At 38.6% G+C, this 13,672-nt stretch carries 13 protein-coding genes; 8 read left to right on the forward strand and 5 right to left on the reverse strand.

All coding sequences use genetic code 11. The features are described 5' to 3' along the window. Positions 1-93: 93 nt before the first annotated feature. A complete protein-coding gene (locus IO68_RS22180) occupies positions 94-705 on the forward strand; it encodes a hypothetical protein (protein ID WP_023012974.1) in 612 nt (203 codons plus the stop codon). Between the two features lie 59 nt (positions 706-764). Here IO68_RS22180 and IO68_RS22185 read toward each other — a convergent pair whose 3' ends face one another. Then, positions 765-1,301 (reverse strand): DOMON-like domain-containing protein, encoded by a 537-nt coding sequence (locus IO68_RS22185; RefSeq protein WP_023012975.1) that lies wholly within the window; start codon positions 1,299-1,301, stop codon positions 765-767. A gap of 5 nt (positions 1,302-1,306) precedes the next feature. Then, positions 1,307-1,633 carry a ribosome assembly RNA-binding protein YhbY gene (gene yhbY / locus IO68_RS22190; RefSeq protein ID WP_004878285.1) on the reverse strand — a complete coding sequence of 109 codons (327 nt, stop codon included), beginning with the start codon at positions 1,631-1,633 and terminating at the stop codon, positions 1,307-1,309. A gap of 230 nt (positions 1,634-1,863) precedes the next feature. On the opposite strand from yhbY, the gene rlmE reads away from it, so the two are divergent. The 6 genes from rlmE (at position 1,864) to IO68_RS22220 (ending at position 8,762) form a co-directional block, all read left to right on the forward strand. Beyond that, the gene (gene rlmE / locus IO68_RS22195) at positions 1,864-2,514 is read left to right on the forward strand and encodes a 23S rRNA (uridine(2552)-2'-O)-methyltransferase RlmE (protein WP_004878286.1); all 651 of its coding nucleotides are present in this window, start codon (positions 1,864-1,866) and stop codon (positions 2,512-2,514) included. A 137-nt stretch (positions 2,515-2,651) separates the two neighbouring features. Next, a complete protein-coding gene (gene ftsH, locus IO68_RS22200; RefSeq protein ID WP_004878287.1) occupies positions 2,652-4,547 on the forward strand; it encodes an ATP-dependent zinc metalloprotease FtsH in 1,896 nt (631 codons plus the stop codon). A gap of 133 nt (positions 4,548-4,680) precedes the next feature. Then, positions 4,681-5,535, forward strand: a complete 855-nt coding sequence (gene folP, locus IO68_RS22205) for a dihydropteroate synthase (protein WP_007483049.1) — start codon at positions 4,681-4,683, stop codon at positions 5,533-5,535. Between the two features lie 125 nt (positions 5,536-5,660). After that, positions 5,661-7,286 (forward strand): vWA domain-containing protein, encoded by a 1,626-nt coding sequence (locus IO68_RS22210; RefSeq protein WP_023012976.1) that lies wholly within the window; start codon positions 5,661-5,663, stop codon positions 7,284-7,286. Positions 7,287-7,371: 85 nt separating this feature from the next. Beyond that, positions 7,372-8,280 carry a pyridoxal-phosphate dependent enzyme gene (locus IO68_RS22215; RefSeq protein ID WP_023012977.1) on the forward strand — a complete coding sequence of 303 codons (909 nt, stop codon included), beginning with the start codon at positions 7,372-7,374 and terminating at the stop codon, positions 8,278-8,280. 167 nt (positions 8,281-8,447) lie between these two features. Next, the gene (locus tag IO68_RS22220; protein WP_007483054.1) at positions 8,448-8,762 is read left to right on the forward strand and encodes a DUF5713 family protein; all 315 of its coding nucleotides are present in this window, start codon (positions 8,448-8,450) and stop codon (positions 8,760-8,762) included. A gap of 32 nt (positions 8,763-8,794) precedes the next feature. On the opposite strand, the gene IO68_RS22225 is transcribed toward IO68_RS22220, so the two are convergent. Then, positions 8,795-10,378 (reverse strand): alpha/beta hydrolase family protein, encoded by a 1,584-nt coding sequence (locus IO68_RS22225; protein WP_023012978.1) that lies wholly within the window; start codon positions 10,376-10,378, stop codon positions 8,795-8,797. A 113-nt stretch (positions 10,379-10,491) separates the two neighbouring features. Then, entirely contained in the window at positions 10,492-11,442 is a 951-nt protein-coding gene (locus IO68_RS22230) for a DMT family transporter (RefSeq protein ID WP_023012979.1), read from the reverse strand. Positions 11,443-11,847: 405 nt separating this feature from the next. Here IO68_RS22230 and pnuC point away from each other — a divergent pair, with 405 nt between their 5' ends. Continuing rightward, complete coding sequence (pnuC, locus tag IO68_RS22235) at positions 11,848-12,426, forward strand: nicotinamide riboside transporter PnuC (RefSeq protein ID WP_023012980.1); 579 nt, start codon at positions 11,848-11,850, stop codon at positions 12,424-12,426. A 35-nt stretch (positions 12,427-12,461) separates the two neighbouring features. On the opposite strand, the gene IO68_RS22240 is transcribed toward pnuC, so the two are convergent. Then, a complete protein-coding gene (locus IO68_RS22240; RefSeq protein ID WP_023012981.1) occupies positions 12,462-13,598 on the reverse strand; it encodes a glycerophosphodiester phosphodiesterase in 1,137 nt (378 codons plus the stop codon). Positions 13,599-13,672: the final 74 nt, after the last annotated feature.

The raw sequence follows: 13,672 nt of genomic DNA on the forward strand, positions 1-13,672 counted from the left end.
AAATTGTCTAACAATTTTTTATTGGTCCAGCTAGAAAGAGCTTTATCTTATATTAAGCCAAAAAATCAACAATCAATAATGAGGGGAACCAACATGGCTGAGAATCAAAACGCTGTAGCTGCAACTGAAGAAGTGAAAGAAGCTGTTGTTGAAAAAACAACAAAGGCTAAAGAAACTGTTGCTGCGAAAACAGCTGAAGTGAAAGAAGTTGTCGCTGAAAAGACTGCTGAGGTGAAAGAAGCGGTTGCAGAAAAGACAGCAAAAGCAAAAGAAGCTGTTGCTGAGAAAACTGCTAAGGCAAAAGAAGTGATTGCTGAAACTCAAGAACAAGCAAAGGAAGTGATCACAGAAACTCAAGAGCAGGTAAAAGAAGCACTTGCTGAAACTCAAGAGAAAATTGAGGCGGAAGCTAAAGAGTTAAATCAAAATATTCAAGGTCAACTTACTCAAATCAAGCAAGACCTGTTAGAGCGTATTGAAGTGATTAAAACTCAACTTAATTCTTCACAAGGTAACTTGGTTGAATTAACCAATGCATTAAAGACTGAGTTAAATGCTTTAATCGAAGATTTAACTAAAGTAAGTAAAGAACTAAAAGATGACATCAGCCAAATCTCTGTGAAACATAAAGATACTTTGGTTGGCAGCTTTAAACGTACTAAAGAGCAAGCGGTTGAAGCTTGGAATAAAGTTCGCGCGAGCTAATTCACACTTTAGTAGTCAGTTAAAAAAAGCGAGAAATTCTTTTCTCGCTTTTTTCATTTTTAGAATTGGTGTAGCCAATCGCGCTTATTATGAAAATCAGCTTGAGGACTGCTATGTTGCATTGCAAAATAATGCATACCTTGTGTGGTATTCAATACAGCAATTAAACCAAGATAGAGATCAGCCCACTTTAATTGGTGCAGTCGCATAAATTGAGATAAATCTAAACTTACATTCAACCCATAATGGGTACGTTGTAAATGATTTAATTCAATGTCATATGCTGCGAGGGGCGGCATCTCTTCTGGAAAACGATATTCTTCAAATTGATAAACTTGCCAAGCTTGAGATGGGGAAAGATTAATTTCACGATAAAAATCTTGATCTTTCACACCAATAAAAATTTCAAAGCAAGTTTGTTCCCATAAATAGTCTTGGCGTGGATGTGCTGCAACTTGTTCTGGGTAAATTAAAAACTGATTGGGATCTCGTACCCAAAAGCCAATATTTAACGTGGCTGGGGTCTCTTGCTCAATTGCTCCAACGACAGTAATGGCACTGAAGCGATCGAAAGCGGAAAGTTCATAACTTGCCATTGATCTTACTTATTGCTTAAATGAGCAAAGCGAACTAAGTTAGAAAGATGTTGGTTTTGTTTTGCAGCTTTTTTATAAAGCAAAACAATTTTACCGATTTTCTGTACAGATTCTGCGCCAGTTGCTTCAACAATCGCATCAATGACAGCGGCGCGAGCATCACGATCTTCACCAGCAATTTTCACCTTGATTAATTCGTGATCATTAAGTGCACGATTTGTCTCTTCAATGACGCTTTCTGTAAGACCTTGGCTGCCAATCATTACAACTGGGTTAAGTGCATGACCAATTTGACGTAAACGTTTACGTTCATGGATAGATAAAGCCGCCATTAAAAATACCTGATTGGAAAAACGACTTAGTATAACTTGCATCCCGAATCTTAGATAGATTTAGCATGCCAGCATGTAGAATAAATTGTGTGAAAACACACTTGGAATCATCAATTATACTTATCGGAAAAAATCTGTAAAACTTCGTGTGAATGAAGTACATCCGTACTGTAATGAGAGTAATTTTCACGTACAATGACTTATCAGAAGTTTTTTTAATTTAGTGAGTTATGGCGACACGCATTACCAATCAAAAATTGTCTAAAAGCAGTCGTGCATGGATGAGAGAGCACTTAGATGACCCGTTTGTGAAAAAGGCACAAAAGGAGGGCTATCGTGCTCGGGCAGCGTATAAGCTACTCGAAATCCAAGAAAAATATAGAATGATCAAACCTGGTATGACGGTGGTTGACTTAGGTGCAGCACCAGGAAGTTGGTCTCAAATCGCTGGTAAATTAGTCGGTGCAAATGGCTTAGTCATTGCCTCTGATATTTTAGCAATGGATGCACTTCCAGATGTGACCTTTTTACAAGGTGACTTCCGAGAAGAAGAAGTTTTTGAAAAATTGTTAAATATTTTAAATGGGCGCCAAGTAGACATTGTAATTTCTGATATGGCCCCCAATACATCAGGTAATAGGGCTGTTGATCAACCTCGTCAAATTTACTTATGTGAATTGGCTTTGGATTTTGCTCAGAAAGTATTAGGACCAAACGGACAGTTTGTGGTTAAAGTGTTCCAAGGTTCTGGTTTTGATGAGTTCAGAAAACAAGTGGTCGATAGTTTTGATGTATTAAAAACAGCCAAACCTGCGGCTTCACGTGCGCGATCAAAAGAGGTTTTTTTGATTGGGCAAGGTCGTAAAAAGGCATTGCAATAAAAAGTGTACTTGCCAAGTTGTTAAAAATTGTGCATTTTGTACCTTTTAAGTTTTTTGCAACGCAAATTCATTGCTGTTTTTGTGAAGGTCAGCCAAGATTAGGTATGATCAAATTAGATTGATATGGGAATAAAGCCTTGAGCGATTACTTCAAGAATGCCGTATTGTGGCTCATCATACTCGGTGTTCTGATTTTGATTTTTAGCAACGTCAGTGACCGCAATAAACCTGCAGCGATGAAATACTCAGATTTCGTGGCAGCGGTGAATGCTGGGCAGATTAAACAAGTCACAATCGACGGTTTAAATATTAGTGGTGAAAAATCCAATGGTTCTTCTTTCGAAACGGTTCGTCCACAAGTAGAAGACACTGAATTGCTACCAAGCTTGAATAAACAAAATGTAGTGGTTGAGGGTACAGCGCCGCAACGTCAAGGCATTTTGATGCAACTTCTCATTGCGAGCTTCCCAGTCTTACTTATTATCCTATTATTCATGTTCTTCATGCGTAATATGGGTGGTGGTGCTGGCGGCAAAAATGGCCCTATGAGTTTTGGTAAATCAAAAGCAAAAATGTTATCTGAAGATCAAATTAAGTTAACGTTTAGTGATGTTGCTGGTTGTGATGAAGCAAAACAAGAAGTGGTTGAAATCGTTGATTTCTTAAAAGACCCTGCCAAATTTAAACGTCTTGGTGCGACCATTCCCCGTGGTGTATTGATGGTTGGTCCTCCAGGTACAGGTAAAACATTATTAGCAAAAGCAATTGCTGGTGAAGCTAAAGTACCTTTCTTTAGTATCTCTGGTTCTGACTTTGTCGAAATGTTCGTTGGTGTGGGTGCATCGCGTGTTCGTGATATGTTTGAACAAGCGAAACGCCACGCGCCTTGTATCATCTTTATTGATGAGATCGATGCTGTTGGTCGTCATCGTGGTTCAGGTACAGGTGGTGGTCATGATGAGCGTGAGCAAACCTTAAACCAAATGCTTGTTGAGATGGATGGTTTTGAAGGCAATGAAGGCGTTATCGTGATTGCTGCGACGAACCGCGTAGATGTTCTTGATAAAGCATTACTTCGTCCAGGTCGTTTTGACCGTCAAGTGATGGTTGGTTTACCTGATATTCGTGGTCGTGAGCAGATTTTAAATGTTCACCTGAAGAAGCTTCCGTCTGTAACTGGTGTTGATGTTAAAGTCCTTGCCCGTGGTACACCTGGTTTTTCTGGTGCACAACTAGCAAACTTGGTGAACGAAGCTGCATTGTTTGCTGCTCGCCGTAATAAAAACACGGTTGATATGCATGACTTTGAAGATGCTAAAGACAAAATCTACATGGGTCCAGAACGTAAGTCGATGGTCATCCGTGAAGAAGAACGTCGTGCGACGGCTTACCATGAAGCGGGACATGCGATTGTTGCTGAAATTTTACCGGGTACAGACCCTGTGCATAAAGTTACTATTATGCCACGTGGTTGGGCGCTTGGTGTGACATGGCAGCTTCCAGAACAAGATCAAACGAGCCACTATAAAGATAAGATGTTGAATGAACTTTCAATCTTGTTTGGTGGTCGTATTGCTGAAGAAGTTTTCATTAATCAAATGTCGACTGGCGCATCGAATGACTTTGAACGTGCAACGAAAATGGCGCGTGCAATGGTTACGAAATACGGTATGTCAGATAAACTTGGCGTAATGGTCTATGAAGATGAAAACCAAAATGGTTTCTTCGGTAATGTTGGTAGCCGTACGATTTCGGAAGCAACGCAACAAAAAGTTGATGAAGAAGTTCGTCGTATATTAGATGAACAATATAAGGTTGCGCGTGATATCTTGGAAAATAATAAAGATATCGCACATGCAATGGTAAAAGCCTTGATGGAATGGGAAACGATTGATCGTGACCAAATCCGAGACATCATGGAAGGTCGTGAACCACAACCACCGAAAGTGTATGTTGCTGAGAACCCTGTGGCTGAATTTGAACCGCCTAAAGATGGTCCATCTACACCACCACCATTGCCAGCAATGGGCTAATATTCGTTGTAATAAAAAGAGCGGCTTCGGTCGCTCTTTTTTTGTTTGGATTTTAGACTAAGTTGAAAATAAATCAGTCATGACAGGCATTATCTGTTGTTAAAATACCATCATTAAAGTGTGGAGAGTTTTGATGCAGTTGATGCCATTACCACAACGACAATTACAGGGTGGTCGTTTTACATTAGATTTATCGCAACCTCATGTTATGGGAATCTTGAATGTAACGCCTGATTCATTTAGTGATGGCGGGCAGCATCATCAAAAAGACCAAGCTGTTAAACATGCTTTGCAGATGATGGCTGATGGTGCAACTATTATTGATATTGGTGGAGAGTCAACACGTCCTAATGCATCAGCTGTTGAAGTTGAAGAAGAGATACGCCGTGTCATTCCTGTCGTAGAAGCACTTTCAAAATACGATGTGGTGATGTCAATTGATACCAGTCAACCAGAGGTTATCCGTGCGGCTGTTGATGCTGGTGCGCATATTTGGAATGATGTACGGGCATTAACTCGACCACTGGCTTTAGAAACAGCAGCTGACTTGAATATTCCTGTCGTGCTGATGCACATGCGTGGTGAACCCACTAATATGAATCAGTTGGATCAATATCAAGATGTGACTGAAGATGTGATTCAAGAGTTACAACAACGTCTTGATCAAGCGCTTGCAGTAGGTATTAAAGTTGAAAATATTATCCTTGATCCTGGTTTTGGCTTTGCTAAAAATGCACAGCAAAATTTTCAATTGCTGAATGAATTTTGGAAGCTTAATCGAATGGGTTACCCTATTTTATCGGGTTTGTCTCGTAAGCGATTTATTGGTGAGGCGCTAAATGGTATCCCTGCTCAGGAACGTGCTGTGGGGAGTGTGATGGGACATATATTGAGTATTCAGCAAGGTGCAAGCATTGTAAGAGCACATGATGTTAAAGCGACTGTTGATGCAATAAAAGTTTGGCAAGCGATGCTTGTTGCTAAATAAAATTAAAGAGAAATGATGTAGATAAAGATACATACGGACACGGTGTATCTTTATTTTTTTGCTTACAATGCTCTCAATATGACTATTTATTTGAAAATACAAAACAAAATTAGGGGAAATAAGAGATGCAAAAATCAACAAAAGTATTTGGGTTAACGCTCCTGAGTTATATGGTTGTGGCATGTAGTAACCCAGCTAAATATAGTGGGATTGCTACTGAGCTTGCGCCGGCACCAGTATCAACTGCAAATTTTGGAGCAGATCGCTCCCGTAAATTAATCGCTCCAACAGCTTATGTTGCTGTAATGCCAAGTATTGAGCGACCGCGATTAGAACAGAATACTGAGAAGTACCAGAAGAATGAGGTCAATCCAGTTCATCGAGTTGCTGATGATGCAATATCTACTTTCAGCATTGATGTTGATACGGGGAGTTATACCAATACTCGCCGTTATTTGAATGATAGGAGGTTACCGCCAGTTGATGCGATTCGTGCTGAAGAAATGATTAATTATTTTGATTATCAATATCCGCAACCAAATAGCGTACATCCTTTTTCTGTAACCACTGAAACAGTTGATTCGCCGTGGAAAGAGCGTGCTAAGTTGATCAAAATTGGGATTCAAGCCAAAGATTTAAGCACGAAACAATTACCACCTGCTAATTTAGTTTTTCTTGTCGATGTTTCAGGCAGTATGAGTGCTGAAGATAAGTTGCCATTGGTTAAACAAACCTTAAGAATATTGACTGAACAATTACGCCCACAGGACAAAGTGACGATTATCACTTATGCGAGTGGGGAAAAATTAGTGCTTGAGCCGACATCAGGTGAGCAAAAAGACAAGATTTTACGTGTGATTAATCAGTTGCAAGCTGGTGGTGCAACGGCTGGTGAGCAGGCGATTCAACTGGCATATAAAGAAGCAGAGAAAGCGTTTGTTAAAAATGGGATTAATCGAATTTTGTTAGCGACTGATGGTGACTTTAATGTAGGTATTACTGATTTTAATACCTTAAAAGGCATGGTCGCGGAGAAGCGAAAAAGTGGTATTTCATTGACAACGCTCGGCTATGGCACGGGTAATTACAATGAAGAGCTAATGGAACAAATCGCTGATGCTGGTGATGGTAATTACAGCTATATCGATAACAAAAATGAAGCGAAAAAAGTGGTACAACGTCAGCTGTCTTCTACGCTGGCAACGGTTGCCCAAGATGTCAAAATACAAGTAGAGTTTAATCCAGCAACTGTCAAAGAATATCGTTTAGTTGGCTATGAAAATCGTATGCTGAAGCAAGAAGACTTCAACAATGATAAAGTTGATGCTGGTGATATCGGCGCTGGGCATAATGTCACTGCGATCTATGAAATTATTCCTGTCGGTCAGCAAGGCTGGCTAAATGACTCACGTTATCAAGCACCTATAAAATCGGATACTGCTAAGAAATCTGAATATGCTTTCGTGAATTTACGTTATAAATTGCCAAATCAAGAAAAAAGTATTTTATTGAGTCAAGCGGTTAATGTGAAAAGTAAAACACTCGCCCAAGCCAATAATGACACCCGTTTTGCAATCGCCGTTGCATCATACGCTCAGCAATTAAAAGGTGGTCAGTACAATGGTGCGATGGGCTGGGATCAGATTATTCAGTTAGCCCAACAATCAGCAAAACCTGATCCTTATCAAATGCGTGAAGAGTTTATTGATCTTGCAAAAATTGCTAAGAGTCTCAGTGCCAAACAAAACTAATATTTTGGTCATACAACATGGTCGATTCCTTTTGAGACCGACCATAAATGATTTTTAATTTAATAACCGTGAAATGATATTTGATATGGAAACACCGTTGATTAAATCCAGTAAGTTAAGTGAATTAAATAACTGCAATGTTTGGTTGAAAATGGAGTCTTCACAATCAACGGGTTCATTTAAACAACGAAGCATTGGAAATGCTTGCCAAAAATATGTTGAACAGGGGGCTATAAAATTCATTAGTTCATCTGGTGGCAATGCTGGTATTTCAGTTGCTTACATGGGAAAAGTTTTAAATATTCCTGTAACGGTTGTTGTGCCTAAAACCACATCTCAAAGAGCGATTGACTTGATGTTGAGTGAGGGTGCTGAGGTTATTGTTCATGGTGATTCATGGGTAGATGCCAATGAACTTGCGCTTTCTTTTGTAAATGATCATGCAGTTTATATCCATCCTTTTGATCATCAGTATCTTTGGGATGGTGTTGCTGAAATTGTTGATGAGGTGATTGCTGAAGGCATTCGTCCTACAGCCGTTGTGTTGTCCGTTGGTGGTGGCAGTCTAATTTCTGGTATTTCACAAGGCTTGCAAAAGCATCATCTGGATATTCCAATTTACGCCATAGAAACAGTCGGAACAGCTTCATTGAACACATCCATTCAACTGGGTGAGCATGTCACACTAGATCAAGTTACAGGTATTGCAACGACACTCGCTGCAAAAAAAGTGTGTGAACAAGCTTTTCGTGTTTCTCAAAATAATGATGTGCGTGGACTTACAGTTTCAGATGGGGAAACTGTACGCGCTTGCCTAAAGTTTTTAGATGACCATCGGACACTGGTTGAACCAGCATGCGGTGCTACTTTATCAGTGCTTTATGATCAGAAAATAGCGTTCACTGAAACAGATGATGTACTGGTGATTGTTTGTGGGGGTGCTTCAATTACTTTTGATCAATTATCAAAATATACTGTTGAATTATCAGTTTAATTTTTGATTTATTTTATAAATTCATCTATCCATTTGAGCGAAAGATGTATCCATTTCATATACGATAATAAAGGTGGTCGGAAACTATCGCTTTTTTTATGCCTAAATATCGTGATTTGTACGAGATTGTGATATAAGCATGGCGTTTTATTGACATATTATTTGTTATGTTTGAAAGTTTACTTCTCCCAATGTTTGACGATGAATATTATCCCGATATTCTGGTTGCTGAAGTCAAACAACATATTCACCAGTTTTCAAAAAAAGTGAGTCGCGCTGATTTATCTGAATCAGAAATCTATCGTTTTGCCCATCAGACGATGATTGAAATCAATGAGATGAAACCACAATTTGAAGACTTAGATTCAAGCTTAGATGATACTGCTGCTGACTATATTGCTGAGGCAATGATGATGGTTGTGCAGGATTCAGGTTATCTAGAAATTGAAATGGAAGAGTTGATTGCAAATCGAGAGTGGTAAATGTCACTCTCGATTTTTTAATATAATAATTACTATGGGCTTTCTAATTTCCAAAGCTTAGGCATTATAATTTTTCCAGAAATCCATGCCTTAATTTTAGGCTGTTGAATGCTTTGATAATAAATACTTTCAGTATTGATTAACAGACCTAGAGTATCTCCTTGATTAAGCTGTCCATTGACGCTCGGCAATTCAATTTCTTGTTCTGTTGTCGTACCTAATACGATTTGATCATAAGCCTGTTTTTTTGAGGAATTAAATGGTGCTGTTTGTTCATTTAAAATGTCATATTTTCCAGATGCTTTTGATTTGATAGCAACCGAAATGAACAATGTCGGCGTACTTTGATCTGTAGTTTGCACATTTAATTTGAGTTGAGGTGAGCCAGTAAGTTGAGATGATTCAGTCGCAGTATGAATTGGAATAAACACGGCTTGAGTTGTAGTGGGTTCAATCCACGTTTTGGTTAAAGTGTATTGCTTTGTTGCAGCTAAATCAGCGAGATGTTGAATGGGGCTATCATCTACACATAGTTCAGGAAGAGTTGTATTTGTATTTTGATCTTTCAGCTTTTGATTGAACCAATCCAGCACGGTTTTTTGTAGATCGTATTTTTGCTTATTGCCACAGCTAACAGATTTCCCAATATACCAAAATGGTGTGTTACCTGAAGGAGAGCTTTGTGCGAATGGTTGTAAATGACCACCTTGTACACCAATTAAATGAACTTCATGCTGAGCTTGTTGTATACATTGCGCTGCTTTAACACCCTCATTAAAGGGGAACAACACATCTCTAAATCCTTGGATAATTAGTGCATCTGCTTGAGGTGCTTGATTATGGCTACAGAACCAACTGGCTTGATGTGTTTTTAAAAAGTCATAGGTCGAAGCTTTTAACTGACCTTGTTGGGTGTCGAGATAAGCTTGTTTTAAATCTGGGTCAAATTTATTCCAGTTCCACCAATCACCAATTAAATTAAGAAAGCTAATCCAATTACTTTTTGGAATACCATTGGGTGCAAGGCTATTGACGATGTCATACCATGTCGTAATTGGGACAATCGCTTGTAGGCGAGGGTCAAGAGCGGACGCAAGGTATTGCACGCCGCCAGCATAAGATTCGCCGATCATACCTGCACGAACGCCATTTTGATTTTTTGCTAATTGAGGAAGGTTTCTTTCCGCCCAATTCATGATACTAATAACGTCTTGAGCTTCTTTTTTAGGATCTGTTAAACGGATTTTGCCCTGACTATTACCATGTCCACGTTGATCATAGCTAATCACCCAATAGCCGTCTTTCCATGCTTTCTTGGCGATTTGTCCTGTTGGAAGTAAGAATCCATACAAGCTCATTTCTGGTCGTTTCATGCGAGATAGACCAAAACCATGCGTATGAATAATTAAAGGGGCATCTTGACCCGCTTTTAACTGAGGTTGGTATACAGTAAAGGCTAAGACTGTACCATCAGTTGTCGTTGTTTTGGCTTGATAATAGCGTTGTTTTAATTCAGTTGTTTGTTTTTGATATGCCGTTGGTTGGATCGTTGCATGAACACAACCTTGTAAAACCAAAAATAAGCTAAACCAAATCCATAAAAAATAACGACGCATAGATTCTTTCATCCTTGAGCAAATCTCGAAAAAGCCAATTTAGTTTACTGTGTCAAGGTGAGAGATACTACCAACTGATAGATCATTCTGCTGACCTACCAGTTTTAGATGAGTTAAAGATATTTTGGTCTGTTCCGATATGCATATAAGAATAATCCCAAGCAAAGCAAGACTAATCCTATAACCAGATGTGAGCTTAATCGTTCGTTATTGAAATATATGCCCCAAATGGTTGCCAAAACAGGTGTAAGAATTGTAATGAGCATCACTGTTGTTGGATTGAGCTTTTGAATTAAATGAAAATAGCAAATCATGGCTAAAACTGAGGAAAATAGAGCACTGTACAATACGGCTAAGCTTGTCTGAATACTCGGAAAATGAGTTGGTGCTTCTGAGATAAATAGAGGCAACAGACATAAATAACCTAACCACGACATTAGCGTTGAACCTGTCGTTTGAATAATGGGGTGAATCTCAGCACCAATCTTTGCCACAGCAAACATAGATAAAACATAGAGTAAAACAGCAATAATTTCATACCCAATGCCTAACATATCGAGTTGAATATCATCAGTTCCAATTCCTAATGTAAATGATAAACCTACAATTGCTAGCGTTAATCCATACCATTGACGTTGTAAAAAATGCTCACGTTTTAAAATCAATACAGAAATTAAGCCTGTCCACAAAGGCGCAGTGCCATAAATAATAGAAATCATTCCTGATGAAACTTTTGTTGCACCCAGATAGCAAAAAGACATCGAACCAAATAAGCCCAATGCACCTGCTGCATAGCTGATCATCGCTTGTTTAATTACAATCAATTTAAGTCGAAAATAAAATAGACAAATCAATGCAAGAGGGATCGCGAGACTAAATCGTAGGAATAATCCCCACGCCCAATGAAGTTCTTGCACAGTCAATACCGCTGCTAATGGTGTAAAAGACCAAATGAATACGACTGCAAGAAATTGACCGACTGTAGCAAGGCGAGGGTGAGTAGGAACTACAGTCGGTTGTCCCTGTGTTGCTTGAATAAAGTTCTTCTGCTGGAATTGTGACATGGAAATTCTCCTGTATTAACAAAGTGATTTACTATAAAAAATGGATGTTTAGGCAATAAAAAAGGTCGCTACTGAGGCGACCTTTTTGCAATTGATGTTTTATTTAAATTGTCATCATATTTATGTTTGCAAAGTCTCCTCGCATAAAAATGCAGACACGTCGCCACATTGCATGGATTGAAATGCAATTGGTGAATTGAGTCGGATATTGAGAAGAAACTTTATGGATCAACATGTGTGATATTTAAAATGAATTTAGATTTTTATAGCACAAGATTTGGTTGAAAAATAGTCGTGTTTGAGAATAAAGTTAAAAATAGAATGATTCAGAAGATAAATTTTAGGATTGCTTAATTTTTGGTTTTTTTCATAATGTGGTGATGTGATTTAGATAGAAGTTTTGTTTTGTCTCCTTTAGAAATTATTGCTGTTGTAATCAGTATCATTGGTGTCGCATTGACGGTGAGACGTAATATGTGGTGTTGGTGGTTTAACTTCGTGGCATTCGTTCTCTATGGTTATCTTTTTTATACGTATAAACTTTATGGCGAGACAATTCTGCAATTTTTCTTCATGGTGATGAATTTCTACGGTTTTTATTATTGGTTGAAAGGGAAACGTGAAGATCACGAAATTCGAATTGAAGCGATTGCTCCACAAACGGTAATCATTCAAATGCTGATCGCTGCAACTGGTGGTTTAATCTTTGGCTTGGTATTAAAACATTTTACTGATGCGGCAGTGCCGATGTTAGACTCTCAACTTGCTGCTTTTAGCTTACTCGCAACTTATTGGACGAGCCGAAAACATATTGCAACGTGGGTGTTGTGGGTCTTTGTCGATATTATTTATGTGGGCATGTTTATTTATAAGGATTTGTTTTTAACAGCGGCCTTGTATGCAGTTTTTGTTGGATTAGCTGCTTATGGTTGGTGGCAATGGGAACAAGTAAAACAAAAGCAATTCGCGGCTTCACACCAATAAGAAAAGGGCAGTTAAACTGCCCTTTTAAGTCAAGATTATTGTTTCTGAGTTGATAGATAGTTTTGAACTGCTTTACGACCAATCGCAGGATCATCCGTAAAGAAGCCATCTACACCAGCTTTAAAGTAAAGCTGCATTTCTTTGATTGAGCCTGTTTCACAACGTTCATCTGCTTTTGAACTACATTTAACTGATTCAGGTAAGAAGTTGTTTTCTGGGCGGAAAGTATAAGGGTGAACTTTTAGTCCAACATCATGTGCATCTTTAATAAATGATGTGGTTTCGGTCATCGCCGCATCTTTAAAGACATAGACTTTCCATGGCCCAACGCCATTGGCGTAGCTTGATACATCTTTTAAGCCTTGAGCCGTTGCCATATCGCCGTAAGTTGTTGGGTTTTGAGTAGCTACATAATCCGCTGGGCGCGCAGTTTGTTCATCATATAGCTGAATGAGTTGTGCATGTTTCACACTTTTATGGAGATCAAGCTGCTGTTTTAGATATTTTAAATTGCCCACTTCAAATGACTGTAAGTAAATCGGTGCAATGTCTCGAGTATATTGATACTTTGCCAGTGTTTGCAGCAACTTATCTTCCATGGCTAAATTTTGATTTTGGAAATAAGTAGGGTGTTTGGTCTCAATGTACAAACCAATAATTTTTCCAGTTTTCTTATAGTTTGTATTTGCAAGGTCAATGATTTGATCCAATGTTGGAATGTCATATAAATCATTATATTGTGTGTTTTGAGGACGGTACTGTGGGATACGCTCACGCGCTTTTAATTGTTGTAATTCTTTTAGTGAAAAGTCTTCAGTGAACCAGCCTGTTAGTGTAACACCATCAATTACCTTGGTTTTCTTACGATCAGCAAATTCAGGTACATCTGCGACATTAGTTGTTCCACTGATTTCATTTTCATGACGTGCTACTAATACGCCATCTTTAGTCGATACTAAATCTGGTTCGATGAAGTCAGCACCATCATCAATTGCTTTCTGGTAAGACTCAAGTGTATGTTCAGGTCGAAGAGCGCTTGCACCACGATGACCAACCACTAATATTTGGGGAAATTCATAAGTAGGTTGCTTTGAGTTTGAGTGATCGTTGTTATCGTCATTACAACCTACAAGGCTAATTAGGCTAAGACAAATGACTGCTTTTTTTAACATAAGTAAGCTCATGCGTTTTTATCAAAGCAACTAGTTTGCAAGTGTTTTTTATCAAACGGATGACAAAAAGATGA

Source organism: Acinetobacter sp. COS3 (assembly GCF_000475335.1).
Lineage (GTDB): Bacteria > Pseudomonadota > Gammaproteobacteria > Pseudomonadales > Moraxellaceae > Acinetobacter > Acinetobacter venetianus.

Bases quoted from the DNA above. Each gene is read 5' to 3' on its own strand.
- IO68_RS22185 (WP_023012975.1), bottom strand. From the start codon at position 1,301: ATGGCAAGTTATGAACTTTCCGCTTTCGATCGCTTCAGTGCCATTACT.
- folP (WP_007483049.1), top strand. From the start codon at position 4,681: ATGCAGTTGATGCCATTACCACAACGACAATTACAGGGTGGTCGTTTT.
- IO68_RS22215 (WP_023012977.1), top strand. From the start codon at position 7,372: ATGGAAACACCGTTGATTAAATCCAGTAAGTTAAGTGAATTAAATAAC.
- IO68_RS22210 (WP_023012976.1), top strand. From the start codon at position 5,661: ATGCAAAAATCAACAAAAGTATTTGGGTTAACGCTCCTGAGTTATATG.
- IO68_RS22225 (WP_023012978.1), bottom strand. From the start codon at position 10,378: ATGCGTCGTTATTTTTTATGGATTTGGTTTAGCTTATTTTTGGTTTTA.
- yhbY (WP_004878285.1), bottom strand. From the start codon at position 1,633: ATGGCGGCTTTATCTATCCATGAACGTAAACGTTTACGTCAAATTGGT.
- IO68_RS22230 (WP_023012979.1), bottom strand. From the start codon at position 11,442: ATGTCACAATTCCAGCAGAAGAACTTTATTCAAGCAACACAGGGACAA.
- IO68_RS22240 (WP_023012981.1), bottom strand. From the start codon at position 13,598: ATGTTAAAAAAAGCAGTCATTTGTCTTAGCCTAATTAGCCTTGTAGGT.
- IO68_RS22180 (WP_023012974.1), top strand. From the start codon at position 94: ATGGCTGAGAATCAAAACGCTGTAGCTGCAACTGAAGAAGTGAAAGAA.
- rlmE (WP_004878286.1), top strand. From the start codon at position 1,864: ATGGCGACACGCATTACCAATCAAAAATTGTCTAAAAGCAGTCGTGCA.
- IO68_RS22220 (WP_007483054.1), top strand. From the start codon at position 8,448: ATGTTTGAAAGTTTACTTCTCCCAATGTTTGACGATGAATATTATCCC.